A 19286-nucleotide genomic window follows, 5' to 3' on the forward strand; every position below is an offset into this window, starting at 1 on the left:
ATGTTCCAGATCTGATCCAAGCCAGCACCTGCCCCTGCCTCTGGGGGCGCTTTACTGTGCACTTACGGGTCGCTGCTCCCAGTCATCATTCGCTGCATCGATCAGGTATGCCTTAAGTGATAGAGCGTCGTCCGACGACAGTACGTCCTTAAACGCCGGCATTCCCAGCTGTTCCAAGCCACCGTCAAGCACAATAACATTGAAGGCGCTGTAGACAGCTTCAGCGCTGCGCCGCAAGTCAGGAATGCGGCCGTTACTGACGGCAAACTGTCCGTGACATCGTTGACAATATTCCGCGTAGATAGCTGCGCCTTGGCTGAGGATACTCATATCATCCGTCACTCTGGGTGGGGGCTTTGGTCGTTTCCTGGCGGGCTTGAGCGGAGGCAGTTCGTGGCCCGCGCCTACCTTGAAGGCCAGAACTCGACTGGGAGGAGGCTGTAGCCCTGAGCCAAGATCCAGCCCATAGGTTTGACCCAAAATCCCACCCCAACCCACGGTCACCGCTACATATTGCACGCCGTCGATAGCATAAGTTATCGGGGATCCTACAATCCCCGCCTGGGTTGGAAATGTCCACAGTGACGCCCCGGAACGGGCATCAAGAGCTTCAAAATATCCATCCCCTCGGCCCTGAAAGACCAGGTCGCCGGCCGTCGAGAGCGTGCCGCCATTCCACGCAAGATCACGGTTCACGCGCCAGGCAGCTTTTTGGTCACGCGGATTCCAGGCCGTTAAGAAGCCCCTGGCAGCCTGCCTGATGTCTTTTTGGTCCTGCGCATCATCTCCCATAAGATCGGCAGAGTAGGTGGTATTCGTGTTCCATTGGCCCCATTGGTGAGGCTTGGAGTTGCCTTCGAAAAGATAGTCGATCTCTAGTGTGGGTATGTACACCAGCCCTGTTCCAGGATGATGGGACATGGGGTGCCAGTTGTGAGCCCCATAGGGAGAGGGCGCGACGAACTGTGATTCGGTAGAATAATCCATCCCGGGCACTTCCACCGGCCGGCCAGTAGCCAGGTTATAGTGGCTAGCCCAGGTTACTTCTGCGAAGGGTTCGGCGGACAGGAGCTGACCTGTTTCCCGATCAATGATAAAGAAAAAGCCATTTTTGGGAGCGTGCCATATCACCCTGCGCGCCGTACCTTGCCAGTTCATTTCTGCTAGCATGATGGGCTGAGTGGCCGTGTAATCCCATGTCTCAGCGGGGGTCTCCTGAAAGTGCCAGATATATGCGCCGGTATCTGGATCAAGTGCCACGATCGACGAGAGGAATAGATTGTCGCCTCCCTGCGGACTTCTTACCCGCCTATTCCAGGGAGACCCGTTTCCAACACCTATATAGAGTTGATCCAGATCAGTGTCATAAACGATAGAATCCCAGACGGTGCCACCGCCACCGGCATTCCACCACTCTCCCGTCCATGTTAATGCAGCCTGTTCAAGTGCCTCGCTTTCCTGGCCGACTTCGGGGTTGCCTGGCACCGTATAGAAGCGCCACACCAGTTCGCCTGAATCCGCATCGTATGCGCTCACAAATCCCCTGGCACCGAATTCTGCCCCTCCATTCCCGATAAATACTTTGCCCTTTGCGGCTCTGGGCGCTCCGGTTATGGTGTACGGGTACTTGGATGTGTCTGCCGTCTTTATGTCCCATAGGACCCTGCCGGTTGAAGCCTCGAGAGCCACCAGACGGGCATCTAACGTGCCGACAAAAACCTTTCCTTGATAAATGGCCACGCCTCGATTCACGACGTCGCAGCAGGCCATTTTCCCCCACTCCTTAGGTACTTCTGGGTCGTAGCGCCAGATCAATCTGCCATCGGAAGCATCCAGCGCATACACAACGCTCCAGTTGCCGGTCACATACATGACGCCGTCAACTACCAGCGGAGTTGCCTCCAACCCGCGGTTGTAATCGGTATCGAAGTGCCAATCGAGGCCAAGGTCGGTGATGTTGTCGCTGTCTATCTGGGCCAGGCGGCTATATCGTTGCTCATCATAATCAAGCCCATAGCTGAGCCAATTACTTTCCGACGGGGAAGCAATCCGAGCCGTGTCTATATTGCGTGTAGACTTTTCAATACCCACTGAAGAGGGTGACTTAGAACTTGCCCATAGTTGTATCGAAAAACTTGTTGCTAAGACGCTAATCAGCGATAACCGAAGTATCATATGTACTGTGCGGTTGGGCCCGTTCGTCCACCGCAAGCCACTACGATATAGCATAGATAACTCCTTTTCGGGACCGGTTCCCTACCAGATCGCCAACTTGAACATTGATTGGGTACTTTATGGAATCAAAACAAAGTGTGCCGGCGAAGCCTATTTGTCCTAGATGATTGCTTCTACTTGAAAACTTTACTGGACAAGGCATATCCCACTGTAACATCCGTTCGCCAAACGTAAAAAAGCCCGGCTGAAATCAGCCGGGCAAGCAGGGATGGTGCCGCAGGACCATCAGAAGTCCTTTCTTAAAGTCAGGCCGTATGTCCTAGGCTCCTGGACAAACTGGCCTCGGGCGCGATCGCCGGTAAAGCCTCGAAGGGGGATGTTGAACGTGTTGAACTTGGTACGCTCATCAAACACATTGTTCCCCCAGACCTCAATCGACACTTTGTGCTCCAACATAGTCAGGCCGAATCGCAGGTCAACCTTGGTGTTCGAATCCTGGATGTCACCCGGCAGAGGAACTGCAGCGTCTACGGCCGCCCTGACCTCTGCTTCAGTTGTCAATCCTGCAACGTTAGGCCGTTCGGTGGGCAGGGTACTGGTTCTTCTCTCTGATTCATAGCGAGCCGAGCCATAGGCGAAAAAGGCCCAGTTGCCATCAAAGACGGGTTGATAGTAGTTCGCAGACAGTACACCGACCCACTCAGAGGAGTTGGTTAACGGAGCGCCGCACAAAGGCAGGATTTGGGATGAGAAGTCTGATGCATTGGGATTAAAGGTTGAGCAGTCACTGGGGTGCTCAGCGTCCGTATAGGTTATACCCAGGTTCATGCCGAAGCTCTCAGTAAACTGCACAGTTGATTCTACCTCGACACCCTGGCTTTTTGTTTTGGGGACATTGAACGTCTGGAACCGTGTGCCATCGTACTCAAGTACCTGGAAGTCCTCGAAGTCCTGGTAGAAAATTGCCATATTCACCCGGGCGCGATTTTCCCAGAAATCGGTTTTTAAGCCGACTTCAAAGGCATCCACGGTTTCAGAGTCAAACCGTGGATCATCGCCGCCTGCACCTGAGGATACATCAAGATTGAATCCACCTGATTTGAATCCGTGCGTGAAGCTGGCATAAACATTGGTGTTGTCATTAAGGTGATAGGTGCCATTGACGGTATATGTCAGCTCTTCATCCTCAAATTTTTCATCAAAGGGCCGCGGCATGAAATCCACTAACCACGCGGTAGCGGGGTTAGTCGCATACGGTACAAAGAAGTCATCCGGATCATCCGGATCATAGAAGGGTGCTGTGAACACCCAGCAGTTGGTCGTGATGGCGGCCCCTAGGCGGCCAAGACTCAATCCTGGCGTTACGCTGTAGAAGGGTATGCTGTTTTCCAAGTTCTCAAAGCTCGCGAAACAGGCGTTATGCTGTCCGTCTACCTGCTCCTGCATTGAACCGTCTTTCTCTTCCTTAACGTAACGCAAGCCCAGAGTTACATCGAGTTTGTCGGTCACGGAGAACACATTGTGGGTGAAGATCGACCAGGTTTCGCTTTCCTGGGAAGCATGGGGAGAACCGAAGTCTGATACGGCGTCTACTCCACCGGAGACAAAATTCAGCTCATTCCATGTGGGCTGACCAAATGCACCAATACTCCAGCCAATTTGCATCTCCTCCTCAAACTGGAGTGTGTATTTCTGATCCAACTCCTCATAACCGTAGTAGGCGCCGACCATCCAATCCAATCGATCATTGAAGGCCAGTCCATTTAACCGAATTTCGTGGCTATAAGCTTCGGTTTCGGTACCGTTCATGGACTTGTAGTCGCGCTCAGGATTAAGCGCGCGGCCGGCTGGCGTGTCACCAACAGAGTAAATCGCGTTCTGCGTATAGTCCGCTCGCTCGGAGTCAGCGAATCCTTCGTTATACCCGCCCAAATAGGTCAAATCGCCAAGAGGGGTTTCTACATTGTACTCGACGGTGATCCCCCAACCTCGACTGGGGTTGCGATAAAAGTCATCAACAGCTTTTGAATCATCCAGCGCGTCTCTACCGACGAGGTCGGGTGGAACGCCCGCATTTTCGCCAAGACCAAGTTCGGGATCCACATAAGGTAATACGTTATCAAGGAGGAACTGCGAGTCATTGCGCCAAACCGCGAGGCAACACTTGTCGTCACCCTCTCCATAGCCGGCAGTTACCCGCAGTTCGCCTGCTTCTTCGGCATTCCACAACATATCCGCCCGGACCGAGCTTCGATCGCGACTGATATTGTCACCGCCAAAGCCGCCATCAATGAAGCCATCGCGCTTTCGGATAGAGCCGGTCACTTTTAACGCGAGAGTGTCCTCTATAAGCGGCATGTTGACGCCAACTTGGCCAGCGCCGAGGTCATAGTTGCCTGTGGTCAGGTTGCCGAAATAGCCAAATCTCTCCAGGTCCGGACGCTTGGTGTGGATGACCAATGCGCCAGCCGAGGTATTCCGACCAAACAAGGTGCCCTGAGGCCCCCGCAACAGCTCAATGCGCTCTATGTCTACCAGATCTCCGAGAACGCCGCCTGGCCGGGGCCGATAGAAACCGTCGACAAAAACCCCAACGGAACTTTCAAATCCGATGTTGTTGCCCGTGGTGCCAACACCCCGGACTCTGAGTACGACGCCACCTGTCGCTGAATCAGATGTATTGATATTGAAGCTGGGTGCCACTCGCTCAAGTGCCAGTATGTCATTCACCCCGGCATTCTCAAGGGTTTCTGACGTCATGACAGTGATAGCTATCGGCACATCTTGGACACTGGTGCTACGCTTCGTTGCAGTAACGACAACTTCCTCAAGGGCTGCTGGGCCGGATTGGGCACTGGCTAGATTGGGGGCGATTAGCGTGCCGGAGACCACGACGCTGGCGAGCATAACGGAGCGTGACAGGGCGGTTTTGGGAAAAGAACAGCTTTTACTCATTATAGGACTCCCTAATATGGTTGATATTATTTTGCAGTTCTCGTTGCGAGTATATGGGGACGCAACTTGGCGCAGAATGTTTGGCCTGCTCAATTATTGATAGTTCTGCTCATTGATGGCTGTCAAAAGGCAGACCCAGATCGCCTATGTGCTCTTGGCGTAGACGACGCTTGTCGATCTTGCCGGATGCTATTCTGGGCAATTGCTCTGTACACAGTTTCAAGTACTCAGGCACTTTGAATTTGGCTAGCTTCGATTGCAGATAGTCAGAAATTGCGACATTTTTTGCATCCGCGCTTATGTAAAGTGTCGCGGCAACGGTTTCTCCTAGACGTTCATCAGGCACACCATAAACGCTGGCTTCTATCACGTCAGGATGATCCAGCAAGGCGTCTTCTACCTCGCCACAGCCAATGTTCTCACCACCCCGAATAATGAGTTGCTTAATGCGGTCGACCACATAAAGATGCCCGTCATTGATATAGGCTACATCACCAGTTCGGAACCACTCTCCGACAAATGACTCTTTGTTGGCCTGGGGCTGATTCCAATATCCGTGAATTACAGAGGTGCCCCGGACAACGAGTTCACCTCGATCCCCAGGAGGCAAAAAGCTGCCCTGTTCATCAATCGTTGAAACTTCCAGTACTGCAGAGCACATGCCAGACGAGTTGGGATTTTTTAGGTAGTCCGCCCCGTAAATACCGGTACCAATCGAATTGGTTTCGGTCATTCCCCAGCCAGTAAAGGGCGCGGCATTTTTTAGCGATTGTCCAATGTCCTTCACCTGGGACGTAGCACGCGCGGATCCTCCGCCACCTGTTGAGCGTAGACTTTCTAAATTTCTGTGTGATCGTTTTGCATACTCAACTAAATCACCGGTCATCGCTGGTGTCCCAACAAAGGTCGATATGCCTTCGTTATCGATGATATCTGCAGCGGTGGCCGCATCCCATTTGTACATGGAGACGATCTTCCTTTGCGTGCGGAAGGCAGATAGCAACACTGCGTGCAGTCCATCCACGTGGAACAACGGCATTGCCAGTAAGGCGGTGCTCTGAGATTTTGCTGCGCTTCCTATTTTCTCCTGATCAAATTCGCCGTTCTCCATTATGAAATGAGTGACGAAGTCGACCTCCCACGAAAGTAGCGCCGCGAGAATGTTGCGGTGAGTAGATACGGATCCCTTGGGGTGGCCAGTTGAACCGGATGTAAACAGTATTACCGCATCGTCGTCCGGGTGAATACCTACCGATGGCATAGGGTCGTTGGAGCTTGTCAGTGTGTCTATTGGAGTGGTCGAGTCTGACGGGGCTGCACGTACGGCGATGATATGGGGAGTAGACTCCGGAGCGATGTGGGAGATACGTTCTATCCGCTCCTGGTCCGCTATGACCACGGTAACGCCCGTGAGCTTAAACGCATAGTCGATTTCTTCCGGCTGCCACCAGGCATTAATTGCTACCGCGATAGCGCCAATGGACGTTATGGCTTCAAGGGCAATGGGCCATTCCGGGTAGTTGCGCATCGCTATAGCAACGCGGTCCCCATGTTTCACGCCATATCGACTCTGCAGTTGCTGAGCCAGGCTTGCGGCCATTCGATAGACTTCTTGAAAGGTATAGCATTCGTCTTCATAGGCATAGAACGGCTCATCGCTGAGATTGTCCTCATAGAGCTGACGGAGAGACTGAGGGCCGTTTACAAACCACTTTTGCGTGGCGCCCTTGACTTCAACTTCTTGGAGCTCCCAAGGCGCCTTCTCGGAGGTCACCATTCCCACCACGTCGTGTCGATTCATCGTCCTTGTAGCCCATCCACTGCCATATTATTGTCAGGACTATTGGTATCAAGAACTGGGCTAATCGATACATGACATTAATGCCAAATTGTTGATATATCTGATCACTTATCGAGAATCACCTGCATTTTGAGAATTAAGATAACTTGTTGGCGACAAGGTGATCCACCACAGAGGGATCCGCCAGGGTGCTGGTATCGCCCAGGCTGTCCAGCTCGTTCTCGGCGATCTTGCGCAGGATGCGACGCATGATCTTGCCGGAGCGCGTCTTGGGCAGGCCCGGGGCCCACTGGATAATGTCGGGCTTGGCGATGGGGCCGATTTCCTTCACACACAGCTGGATCAACTCCGCGCGCAAGTCGTCGTCCGGCTCCACGCCTGCCATCGGGGTGACATAGGCGTAGATACCCTGGCCCTTGATATCGTGGGGGAAGCCGACCACGGCGGCCTCTGCGATCTTGTCGTGCAGTACCAGGGCGCTCTCCACCTCGGCGGTGCCCATGCGGTGGCCGGATACGTTGAGCACGTCGTCCACACGGCCGGTGATCCAGTAGTAGCCGTCCTCGTCGCGGGTGGCGCCGTCACCGGTGAAGTAGTAGCCGGCATAGTTGCTGAAGTAGGTGTCTATCATGCGCTGGTGATCGCCATAGACACTGCGGATCTGGCTGGGCCAGGAGGACTTCACCACCAGGTAGCCGGAACCGGCGCCTTCAACCTCGGAGCCGTCTTCGTTCAGCAGGGCCAGCTCCACACCGAAGAAGGGGAAGGTGGCGGAACCGGGCTTGAGGTCTACAGCCCCGGGCAGCGGGGTGATCATGTGGGCGCCGGTCTCGGTCTGCCACCAGGTATCGATGATGGGGCAACGCTCGTCGCCGACCACGCGGTGGTACCACTCCCAGGCCTCCGGGTTGATAGGCTCACCCACGGTGCCAAGCAGGCGCAGGCTGGAACGGGAGGAGCGGGTAACCGGCTCATCGCCCACCGCCATCAGGGCGCGGATCGCCGTGGGGGCAGTGTAGAAAGTGTTGACCTGGTGCTTGTCCACCACTTCCCAGCAGCGGCCGGCATCGGGGTAGGTGGGGACGCCCTCGAACATCAGGGAGATGGCGCCGTTGGCCAGGGGGCCGTAGACGATGTAGGTGTGGCCGGTCACCCAGCCCACATCGGCGGTGCACCAATAGACCTCGCCCTCGCGATAGTCGAACACGTACTTGAAGGTCATGGCCGCCTGCAGCAGGTAGCCGCCGGTGGTGTGCAGCACGCCCTTGGGCTTGCCGGTGGAGCCGGAAGTATAGAGGATGAACAGCGGGTCTTCGGAGTCCATGGGCTCCGGCGCGCAATCGGCGTCGGCGCCAGCCATCAACTCGTGGTACCACTGGTCGCGGCCTTCCACCCAGTTGACGTCATTGCCGGTGCGCTCTACCACCAGGCAGGTGTGTACATTGGGGCAGGACTGCAGCGCCTTGTCGGCGTTGACCTTGAGCGGTACCGAGCGTCCACCGCGCACGCCCTCGTCGGCAGTGATCACGGTCTGGCAGTCGGAATCGAGGATACGATCCTTCAGCGCTTCGGGCGAGAAGCCGCCGAACACAATGGAGTGAACCGCGCCGATGCGGGTACAGGCGAGCATGGCGTAGGCCGCCTCGGGAATCATCGGCATGTAGATGCAGACCCGGTCGCCTTTCTGTACGCCGCGCGCCTTCAACACGTTAGCCAGCTTACAGACCTGTTCCTTCAGCTCGCCATAGGTGATGTGCTTGCTGTCGGCGGGATCATCCCCCTCCCAGATCAGCGCGGTCTGGTCGGCGCGCTCCGGCAGGTGACGGTCGATACAGTTGTAGCTGACATTGAGCTTGCCGCCTGAGAACCAGGCAGCCTCGCCCTTCACGAAATCGTAGTTGACCACGCTGTCCCAGGGCTGGTCCCAACTCAGGAACTCACTGGCCATCTCGCCAAAGAAGCCCTCGGGATCCTCGATGGAGCGCTTGTACATGGCCTGGTACTTCTCGGCGTTGATGTGCGCGTCTTTGAAATTCGCTGGTACTGGGTGTGTCTGAAACTCGGACATTCCAACTCCTGTAGTAAGGATAGGTCACTGAGCCATTCAACACGTGACCAAGTCGGGGTTAAATTCAAGCTGGCACGGCGAGAATGGTTGAGACTAAATTTTCTGGCATTAGAAATGCCCCAAGGTGATTACCAAGGGGCATTAAGACCATTAAGGCAGTAGTTTGGACTCAGAAGAAACCCAGCGGGTCGATGCTGTAGCTCACCAGCAGGTTCTTGGTCTGCTGGTAATGGTCAAGCATCATCTTGTGGGTTTCACGGCCAATACCCGACTTCTTGTATCCGCCAAAGGCCGCGTGCGCAGGATAGGCGTGGTAGCAGTTGGTCCACACGCGACCCGCCTGAATGCCCCGTCCCATGCGGTAGGCGCGATTCATGTCGCGGGTCCAGACGCCGGCACCCAGGCCATAGTCAGTATCGTTGGCGATGGCCAGTGCTTCGGCCTCGTCCTTGAAAGAGGTCACACCCAGCGTCGGCCCAAAGATCTCCTCCTGGAAAATGCGCATGTCGTTCTTGCCCGCCATCAGGGTCGGCTGCACGTAGTAACCGCCGGACAGATCACCGGACAGGTTGGCACTATCACCGCCGATCAGAATCTGTGCACCTTCCTGCCGACCGATCTCCATGTAGCTCATGATCTTGTCAAACTGTTCCTTGGAGGCCTGCGCACCAACCTGTGTCTCAGGATCCAGCGGATTGCCCTGCTTAATGGTCTTTGAACGCTCAACCACGATATCAAGGAAACGGTCATAGATGGATTCCTGGATCAGTGCACGGGAGGGACAGGTACACACTTCACCCTGGTTGAAGAAGCCCAGCAGCAGACCCTCCGCACACTTGTTAAGGTAGTCATCTTCATAGTCCAGAACATCCTCAAAGTAGATATTCGGTGACTTACCACCCAGCTCAACCGTTGAAGGAATGAGGTTGTTCGCCGCGCACTTGAGAATCTCATTACCCACCGCCGTCGAGCCGGTGAAGGCCAGCTTGGCAATGCGTGTACTTTGCGAGAGTGCCGCCCCCGCTTCCGCCCCGAAGCCGTTGACGATATTAACCACGCCAGCGGGCAGAATGTCCTGTATCAGCTCCATCACCAGGAGAATGGTCACCGGGGTCTGCTCGGCGGGCTTCATGACCACGCAGTTACCCGCGGCCAGCGCCGGCGCCAGTTTCCAGGCGGCCATCAGCAGGGGGAAGTTCCAGGGAATGATCTGGCCCACCACGCCGTAGGGCTCGTGGAAGTGATAGCTGGCCGTTGTCGCATCCAGTTCAGCGGCGCTGCCTTCCTGGGCCCTGATGCAGCCCGCAAAATAGCGGAAGTGGTCTACAAACAGGGGCAGGTCAGCATTCAGGGTCTCGCGTACGGCTTTACCATTCTCCCAGGTCTCCGCAACCGCCAGCATTTCAAGATTCTGCTCGACGCGGTCAGCGATCTTCAGCAGCAGGTTGGACCGGTCGGCTACCGAGGTGGCACCCCAACTTGCTCGCGCTGCATGCGCCGCATCAAGGGCCTTCTCAATATCCGCCGCCGAGGAACGGGCCACCTCACAGTACACCTGGCCGGTTACCGGAGTCACATTTTCGAAGTAACGGCCGTCAGCGGGCGCTACCCATTCGCCGCCGATGAAATTGTCATAGCGCGATTTGAAGGAAACTACAGATCCTTCCTGGCCGGGTTGTGCATACGTCATTTTATTTTCCTCATGTGATGGACAGATTGATTATGGGTTATAGGTAAAGCGAAATCAAGAAGGCGCCGGCTGTCTGAGCTGATACATCACCTGTGACAATGGACGTGAATACCTCTGGACTCAAAAATCTCCGTACAGCGGTCAAGCTCCGCGTCCGGCATGAACTTGCCTGTCCCTTCACCGAAGTCCAGACGCTGGACACTGCCGAAGCGTGGCAGCTTGTCGAGCCAAATCGGGTTGTACGGCAAGATCTGCATGTTCTTTACGCCGTTCTCGAGCATAAAGTCAGCAATGGCACTGAGGTTTTCATCCGTGTCGGTGATAAAGGGCACCAACGGGACCCGCGGCAGAACCTCGATCACCGAATCCCGTGCCAGGGCCTGGACCTTCCTGAAGTTCTCATGAATAGAATGGTTGGGAACGCCGCAGTACTGCTTGTGCGCATCGCTGTCCATCAACTTGAGATCAAAGTAGATGGTGTCGGTGTAGGGCAATACCAGATTTTCAAATACCTTGTAATTGAATAGGCCCGCTGTCTGGATCAGCGTGTGAACATTCCGCTGCTTCAGCCGCGAGAACAGTTCGCCGACCGAATCCATCTGCATCAGCGCCTCGCCGCCGGAGACAGTAACCCCGCCGCCGGAGGCCTCGAAGAAGGCCTCGTCTTCAAGCACCTTCTCCACCAGATGATCCATGTCGATGTCATTGCCACAGCGCTCCAGAGCACCGGATGGGCAGACATCAACGCACTTGAAGCACTGGGTGCATTTGTCGCGGATGATTTTGTCGGGCGAACTCAGGTCGATCGCCTGCTCGGGGCAGGCGTCAGCACAGTCGTGACAGCTGATGCACTTCTCTGCATCATAGGAGAGTTCGTAACCGGTGTTGATGCTTTCCGGATTCTGGCACCAGGTACAAGACAGCGGGCAGCCCTTGAAGAACACCACGCTGCGAATACCCGGCCCGTCGTCCAGGGTGTTTCTCTTGATGTCGAAGTACAGCGAAGCCTTCCTTGGCTCGGTAACTGCTATCGCATCAATCAGGCTTGCATCAGGCCCCATTACTGCTCCGGGATATCACCTCATCCTGCATTTCAGGTGATAGATCGTTGAAGTACGCCGAGTAGCCAGATACCCGAATCAGCAGGTTGGGGTGCAACTCCGGGTTGTCCCGTGCCTCAATCAGGATTTTCGGATCCAGCATATTGGCCTGCACCTGCATACCGTGCCGTTTGAAGTACACCTTGTACATGCTACCCAGTGCACTCTTACCATCGTCACACTCGTAACTGGAGGCATCCAGCTTGATATTGAAGTTGATGCCATTGGCAAACTTCTTGAAATCGATCCGGTTCATCGAATTGATCAAGGCGGTGGAGCCACGCTTGTCTGCACCGTTTTCCGGCGCAAAACCCGAGGCGAAGGTCTCGCCGGCACGACGGCCATTTGGTGTGGCATTGATCAGCCCGCCGAAGTGGGTGTGGGAAGTGTTGGAGTACACGCCCGCCAGGTACTGGCCACCGCGGGTATTCTTGCCCAGGGCGTGAATGGAATCGGAGTAGTGATCCCCGACCCACTTCATCCAGGCATCCGCCTTGGGAATATCGTTGCCAAATTTATCGATGCCTTCCAGCCTGGTCCGCACAACCTCATCCGAGAGATTGTCTTTCAGGTGAGCGACCAGCTCCTCAAGGGTGAGCCACTTGTCCTCGAACACAGCACTCTCAATGGCCCCCAGGGAATCGGCCACGACCGCCATGCCGGTGCCCTGGATACCGGAGAAATTGTACTTCGCGCCACCCTGTGTAGAGCAAACGCCCTGCTCCAGGCAGCCTTCGAGTGTAGCGCTGGTAAGAGGGGTGGGGTGGTACTCGGCGTTGAACTGTTCACACTTCTGCAAATCCGCGTGCAGCTTGCCCAGCTGATGCTTCACCTGCACCTTGTAGGCGTCCAATACGTCATCCATGCTCTTCATGCTGGAGACCGGGGGTGTCTTGACACCGATCTGTCGGTCAGAACCAAACTGGCACCCCTCGTTGAGCGCCATTTCCAGGGCCAGGGCCATGTTGTACATCCCGGCGTCGGTGGAACCCAGGGTCTTGCCCGGCGCCGTGGGCTCAACACAGCCGATGGCGACATAGTCCCTGGCATCCTCCAGGGAATAACCGACATTCATCATGGACTCGATGATGGTCTCGTCGTTATACATGGCGGGCGCCGAACCCGGGCCGAAGTTCACCCGGATGACCTCATCGTAGAATGCCTTGGGTGTGTTCTCGTGGAGACGGACGTGGAAGTTGGGCTGGCGCATGCGCAACTCATCGGCGAGCTCCAACAAAATGAAACTCAGTTCATTGGTCGCATCGTTGCCCTCGGAGTCCTGACCACCGATGGTCACTACCTCCCAGCTGGTCAATCCACCGAGCATGCTGGTCAGCTCGTCGGAGTACATGGGGATGGTTTCGCATACCTTTACGCAGAAAGCTCCCAGAATATCTTTCGCCTCTTGTCTTGAAATACGTCCAGCCGCCAAATCCTCTTCATAGTAGGAATTCAGGAATTGGTCCACGCGGCCCGGACAGGTGGTTTCACCTATTGTCTCCTGGAAAATGGCGATGTGGGTGAGGGTCATTGATTGGACCGCTTCATAGAAACTGGTTGCGCCATAACGTGGTACGCGAGCGCAGACCTCCGCAATCCGCTCTAGATCAAGTTTCCGCTGAGGGTCCGCTTCAGCCTCTGCCAGCCTACGCGCCTCGGTCGCATAGCGGTCACCAAACTCTGCCAGCGCATTCATTGAGATTTTCACAGACTGGTAGAAGTCCAGCTTGGAGGGATCGTTGGTTTGTGCCTCGAAGGCCTCCACCTCGGCGATGATGCCCTCGGCACCCAGTTTGATCACTTTCTCGTAGCCGGGTGCCAGGTGAGCAATACCACCAGCCTCATACAATTGGTACTGCAGTGCTTCACTCTGCTCCTTAACAAAGCGCATCTGCTCTTCCTGCCCGTCAAAGGCAAGATAAGCCATATTCTTGTCCATCCAGAACGGAATATATGACTGGAGTTTTGCCTGCTCGTCTTCGCTGATCTCGAGAGGATTGACCTTGCGGGTGGGTAGTTTGTCGACACCAATCATTATGCCCAGACCGCCCAACTCCGGATAACAGATGCCGGCGACCCGTTTGGCGGTGAAGTTGCCAACAATCAGCTCGTCAGGATAGATTTTCACCGTTTTGTTGGCCAGGACGTGGCGTGTCGCTTCAGCTATCTGAACGGCCGTAGATTTCCCATCGTTGGCCTCATCCATGTAATACTCTGACCAAAGCACTGCGCGCTCGATGCAGCCACCGTAGGTAGCCTCGTCGACAGCTTTCTTCAGGCGAGCGACTCGAGCACCATCTTCCAGTGACTGACCAACGACATTAGTAATTGCATTCATATTTCACCTCGCGTCTCAGCGCTTGACTCAAAAGTTTAATATTGTTTTTGAAGCTACGGTTGCTTTACATGTCGCCCCGTCTTAAACGAAGCACATACTATGAAGAGTACAAGGAGTTGATATTAATTCAAATAGATAATATATAAGAGTATTATCAGTTATTTGAATAAGAGGTGGTCGGTGCTTCGAAACCAGGATTTGAATCTCTTGCCCATATTTGATGCATTGATGCAGGAGCAGCAGCTTTCCAGGGCGGCGGAACGGTTGTGTATGAGCCAGCCTGCAGTTAGTAATGCATTGAAACGTCTCCGAATCAGCTTCAGGGATGATCTATTTGTCAGGACAAGACGGGGGCTGAAGCCAACCCAGCGCGCAGTGGAGCTGCATGAGGCTATAGCACCTGTTCTGGAGTCACTCAGCCATACGTTCGACGATCAAACCTTTAGTCCAGAAGTATCAGATAGGACGTTGGATATCTCCATGGATATTGCAGCGGAGTATGTTTTCGCTCCTGATGTGCTAGGGATACTGCTTCCGGTGGCTCCAAACCTTAGGATTCGGTTCCATCCTGACCATATTCCGGACATTGCTGGGCGTTTGAAGGATGGGCGTTTGAACTATGCATTGGAGTATGGGCCAGTCTTATCCGATGAGTTTGATTCGGCTCATTTTGCGGACGAAACCCTGTCAGTTATTTGTGCCAAGAGTCACCCGAGCATCAAGGGAAGTCTCTCCCTGGAGCAATACACGTCGCTTCCGCATGTGTCGCTGGTCCCACGCCCCAGCTTTTCTGCTGGTCAAACAGCTGGAGAAGTAACTCCCGTTGAGTACATCGTCGGAGGTGACTTGCCTACAAGGAATATTGGTCTCAGGGTGGCCAGTTCGCTCGCTATTCCTGAGATCGTCGCGACAACAGACCTTATTGCCACGCTGTCTACCCGACTAGTTTTACCGCTTGTTGAATCGGGGGAACTGCAGCGTTTCGATCCGCCTTTCAACAATATAGGGTTTGAGTTTCGTCTGTACTGGCATAAGAGTCGGTCTAAAGATCCATTTCATCAATGGTTTATCAACGAGCTTGCTGAACACCAAAATAGTATTCGAGGTCAGAGGAACTAAGATTACACTGAATCTGCAAGCTATTGTTTTTCCCTTATTAGTTCCCACTTTCCAGCGCGCTCCAGCCGTTGATTTTCCATTTCAATGGCTTGCAGGCTCTTTCGAATTTCCTGAATGTGGAGAACTGCTGCGGCACGTGCTTCATCTGGCTTCTGGTCCATAATGGCCACAAAGATAGAGTGATGTTGTGCACTCAACATCATTCGCTGTTCTGGCCGATGATAGAGATTATTTACTGATGTGATAACAGAATCTAATAGCAGTTGGGACAAACTACGCAACGTGTATGCCAGGAAGGGATTGTGGGTTGCTTCTGATATCGCTTGATGAAAGTTGTGATCCAGCTTTGCTTCGATGTTCACGTCAATCTCACCCGAGGTCGAATGGTCCATTGCTTCATAGGCCTTGGAAATACGATAGCGATCAGCCGGCGTCAGGCGTAAAGCAGCGTAGAAGGCGGATTGTCCCTCCAGTAACTCTCGGACCTCAAGGAGATCGTATACGGCCCTTGAGTGGTCTCGAAATAGGTGCCGAAGCGGCGACTGATCGGACGCTGCCGGTAACATTTCTGATACAAAGGATCCCCGGCCACGTTGAGTCTCGATAATTCCCCTGCCTCTTAACTCCTTCAGCGCTTCACGCACTACCGGCCGCGATACAGAGAGTCTTTGGGCCAACTGGCGCTCGGAAGGGATTTTGCTCCCCGGGAGCAATGTTCTGTCTAGAATCAAGGCTTCCAACTGCCTGGCCACATCCTGATAGAACGGGTCGTTAGCGCTAATCATCTGGTATTACCAGTTTTTACATAATGAGAAACTATAGACGTATTCATTCAAATAGAGCTCTAAAGAAAATAAATGGAAACACAAACTGGTATTACCACAGGAATTAAGGGTTGTCTATGGGGTCCTAGGGATTTTGCCTCCAAATATTGCAAAAACCGCTGCAGGCCGCGCCAGCTGTGGTTTCTGGAGGCCCATTACTTATCGATTGTCGGCCGGTAGCCATCAATCGATTCCATTAAATCCTCAAGTTTTGGCAATTCACCTGTCGGTGCGAATGTGTATCTACCCCGGAGGTTGATATTCTCCCAGGCTACAGGTGAGGCCCGCTTTACTGTTTCCAGAGACATTGCATTGCCTTGATCCTCAAAGCTGTCCAGCAGATTACTGAGCACTTTTGAGTTGAAGTAGATGATGGCATTTGCCACCAGTCTGGCACTTTCGTTCCAGATCTGGATCTCCTCATCGCTATTACCCCGGAATCGGTCGCCATTGACGTGGCTAATCGCCCGTCTCAGCTGGTGATAGGCTTCACCCCGGTTCAACGCTCGCTGAACGTGATTTCTAAGGCTGGCGTCGTCAATGTAGTTCAGCAGATATTGGGCTTTCAGCAGCCGGTTATATTCGGTCAATGCCTCCAGTAATGGGTGATTGTGCTTGTAACCGGATAGTTTACGCACTAACCTGGCCTGACTGGTCTTGCGCTGAGCCAAAGAGACGGCAATCCGCTGGATGGTGTCCCAGTGAGCCATGATACGCTGCGTGTTGATCGGCTTGCGCAACGATATATGCACTTGCTGGTTCTTGTCTTCGGTGATGTTGAATAGTTCATTGATGACCCTGCCGACCTGGGCATATCGAGGTGCGAACCGATATCCGAACAGGTCGAGCAGGGCAAAGTTCACATGGTTTACTCCATGAGTGTCAGTTGAGAGCATGTCGGGGACTATCTCAGTACTGTTGTTCATCAACAGGTCAAAGATGTAATGGGATTCATGCTCATTGGCCCCGATTACCCGGGCATTGATGGCCATATGATTGGCATTCAGACTGACCGCGGACACGCCTTTGCTGGTCCCGAAGTATTTTGAGGAGTACCGCGTGCGGAATGTCTCGCGTTTGGCTTCGAACTTCTGACCATCGGCACTGGCGTGCAGAATATCTTCCTGAATGTTGTAGTGCTTGAAGATACTCAGTCGTGTAGTGGCGTTGTTGATGCGGTCATTGGACGCATTCAGGGTTTCCAACCGAAGGTAGTTCGCTTGGATAGTGCTGAGTTGTTCATAGGTGCAGTCAGAAATCTGCGCGATGCCATAGATGCCCTGATTAGTGGCATTGGCAATCAGTATCGCCAGCAGATCCACTTCGTACTGACGGCTTTTCGAGCTCAAGCCCAGCACATGTTGGAAGTCGTCAATGAACCCGGTATCCCGATCCACTACGCGCAATACATCGGCGATGCTGACCGCTTTCATTTGCTGGAAGAACGGGTTATTCACTAGGTGCTTCTTGCTGGCTGTAGGCAGCCGCCAGTGATGTTTGCCGTCTTTCGGTCGCAAAATTACGTCCCTGGTATCTGAACGCTCCAAATAGTGGCTGACTTCGTGCAACCGAAGAGTCAGCTCATCCGCCATGCGTGGAATCAGACGTTTCGGATCCTCGCTGATATTGGGTTGCTGAGTGCCCTCCACCAAGGACCCCTTCTGGTTTTTCCAGATCTCTGGCTTCACGAGATCATCCTCTAACGCCCGATATCGAATGACTTCCGGCAGCGTCAACTGGCCGTTTAAGCGGTTGGGTATCTGCAGATACAAAAACCATTCATACTTGGATTTGTCTATACTGCCATCGGGTTTCGACAGCAATGGCCGTGTGGCTTTCGGTAGTAAACGCTGATCAATGCTGACATCGCCGAGCCTATTACCGGCGACCAAATCCAACCGAGCTTGGGCCAGGGCCCCGGCTAACCGCCGCGTTTTGTCGGTACCGTCAAAACGCAGACAGCAAAAGAGCGAACGCAACAGTCCGGCTCGCAATGTGGACTCCGTATCCAGGTGCTGCCAAAATGCCTCCTCCGCCGACTGTTTCTGATTACTCAGGTATCGGCAGACTGAGTTCAGGTCGCTGACATTGAGAAACTGGAACGCCCGTTGCTGTACAGCTTGAAACGACGTATCAGGATCGATGCTGTCATCAACGAACAGGTGTAAGATATCAGCAGCTTTGCTCACATTGCGAGCTGCCTTTTGCCAATCCCGATAGACCCGTTCTTGGGCCATTTGATGCGCACGTTGTTTCACTTGCCGGAGGTGATGTATGAACCCTTCCGCAATACGTTCCAGGCCCTGCTGGTGCCGCGACTGCAGATAGCACAGCAAGTACAGGCGCTGGTTAGCAAGCGATTGACGTTTAAGTTTGGCTCCGTAGTAGTCAACCCGTTCGGCATAGTGTTGCTGGTTTTTCTGAGAGAGAGAAAGTGACTCGAGTACAGTCGTCACATCCGTCATCCACGGCTGAATATGGTGATACACGGCTATTTCTTTTTGCAACTCGGTGCCGGTAAAATTGCGGGCGCTCTGGCGTAGTTGCTGGAATGTAAACTGGCCTTCACCGGAAACCAGTGTGAGCAACATAGTTGATAGACCTTGGCTGCAAGCGGCGTCGATCTGGTCATGCAATCGTTTCTGGTGCTGGCCAATAACCTGACTGACGATCTTCTGCAGCGTACTATAGGCGGGAATTGCGATTTTCTGGCGAGCCAAATATTCGATTGCAGCGTCAAAGACTGCTCGGGGCTCCACCCAGCTTTCAGCACAGGTACACAAGTGCTCGACAAGCTGTGGCTGATGTCTTTTATCGTTCCAGTTGCTGACGCCGACGATCGATAGAACACGCGCATAGATACGGGATTTTTGGTCAGGTTTCAGGCTAAAACGCCTGAAGGTAAGGTCCCTATAGTGAAATCGGGCTATGAATACCAAGTCGTCCTGCATTGATTTGTACCTTGGGTTAAGCAGGACCGGTTTGCATTTGAAGTAGCCCAGCAAAGCAATCGCCACACAACGATATTTGCGTTGCCTTATTCTCGATATCTCCGCTAGTTCTTTGTCATTCAGCATAAAGTAGAATCGCTGGTATGACTCATTGAAGGATGGGACGCCATATAGATCCTCGACCTCGGCAGCAGTGAGGATTGATAGCCGCTTGTTTCTGCTCATTCTTTGACCTAAAGGTCGAAGAAGATACCGAATTTCTCAG

The 19286-nt window shown here is 53.8% G+C and carries 10 protein-coding genes; 1 reads left to right on the top strand and 9 read right to left on the bottom strand.

Going from position 1 to position 19286, the window contains the following annotated elements; translation table 11 throughout:
• Positions 1-51: 51 nt before the first annotated feature.
• The 7 genes from EYZ66_RS01390 to EYZ66_RS01420 all read right to left on the bottom strand — a co-directional run bounded on the left by EYZ66_RS01390 (position 52) and on the right by EYZ66_RS01420 (position 14127).
• Complete coding sequence (locus tag EYZ66_RS01390) at positions 52-2229, bottom strand: PQQ-dependent dehydrogenase, methanol/ethanol family (protein ID WP_009575562.1); 2178 nt, start codon at positions 2227-2229, stop codon at positions 52-54.
• Positions 2230-2460: 231 nt separating this feature from the next.
• Positions 2461-5130: a TonB-dependent receptor gene (locus tag EYZ66_RS01395; protein ID WP_009575563.1), complete on the bottom strand. Its 2670-nt coding sequence runs from the start codon at positions 5128-5130 to the stop codon at positions 2461-2463.
• 109 nt (positions 5131-5239) lie between these two features.
• Positions 5240-6931: a class I adenylate-forming enzyme family protein gene (locus tag EYZ66_RS01400; protein WP_050793400.1), complete on the bottom strand. Its 1692-nt coding sequence runs from the start codon at positions 6929-6931 to the stop codon at positions 5240-5242.
• A 136-nt stretch (positions 6932-7067) separates the two neighbouring features.
• Complete coding sequence (acs, locus tag EYZ66_RS01405) at positions 7068-8999, bottom strand: acetate--CoA ligase (protein ID WP_009575565.1); 1932 nt, start codon at positions 8997-8999, stop codon at positions 7068-7070.
• Positions 9000-9168: 169 nt separating this feature from the next.
• Positions 9169-10689 (bottom strand): acetaldehyde dehydrogenase ExaC, encoded by a 1521-nt coding sequence (exaC, locus tag EYZ66_RS01410; RefSeq protein WP_116369214.1) that lies wholly within the window; start codon positions 10687-10689, stop codon positions 9169-9171.
• A gap of 86 nt (positions 10690-10775) precedes the next feature.
• A complete protein-coding gene (locus EYZ66_RS01415) occupies positions 10776-11750 on the bottom strand; it encodes a glycyl-radical enzyme activating protein (RefSeq protein WP_160195560.1) in 975 nt (324 codons plus the stop codon).
• Positions 11740-14127, bottom strand: a complete 2388-nt coding sequence (locus EYZ66_RS01420) for a pyruvate formate lyase family protein (protein WP_160195563.1) — start codon at positions 14125-14127, stop codon at positions 11740-11742. Before EYZ66_RS01420 ends, EYZ66_RS01415 begins: the two co-directional genes overlap by 11 nt.
• A 180-nt stretch (positions 14128-14307) precedes the next feature.
• On the opposite strand from EYZ66_RS01420, the gene EYZ66_RS01425 reads away from it, so the two are divergent.
• Positions 14308-15246 carry a LysR substrate-binding domain-containing protein gene (locus EYZ66_RS01425; RefSeq protein WP_009576011.1) on the top strand — a complete coding sequence of 313 codons (939 nt, stop codon included), beginning with the start codon at positions 14308-14310 and terminating at the stop codon, positions 15244-15246.
• Between the two features lie 20 nt (positions 15247-15266).
• Here EYZ66_RS01425 and EYZ66_RS01430 read toward each other — a convergent pair whose 3' ends face one another.
• Both EYZ66_RS01430 and EYZ66_RS01435 read right to left on the bottom strand, forming a co-directional pair.
• The gene (locus EYZ66_RS01430; RefSeq protein WP_009576012.1) at positions 15267-16031 is read right to left on the bottom strand and encodes an FCD domain-containing protein; all 765 of its coding nucleotides are present in this window, start codon (positions 16029-16031) and stop codon (positions 15267-15269) included.
• A gap of 194 nt (positions 16032-16225) precedes the next feature.
• Positions 16226-19246, bottom strand: coding sequence for a Tn3 family transposase (locus EYZ66_RS01435; RefSeq protein ID WP_008293723.1), 3021 nt, complete (start codon positions 19244-19246; stop codon positions 16226-16228).
• Positions 19247-19286 lie beyond the last annotated feature (40 nt).

The organism is Aequoribacter fuscus (assembly GCF_009910365.1).
Lineage (GTDB): Bacteria > Pseudomonadota > Gammaproteobacteria > Pseudomonadales > Halieaceae > Aequoribacter > Aequoribacter fuscus.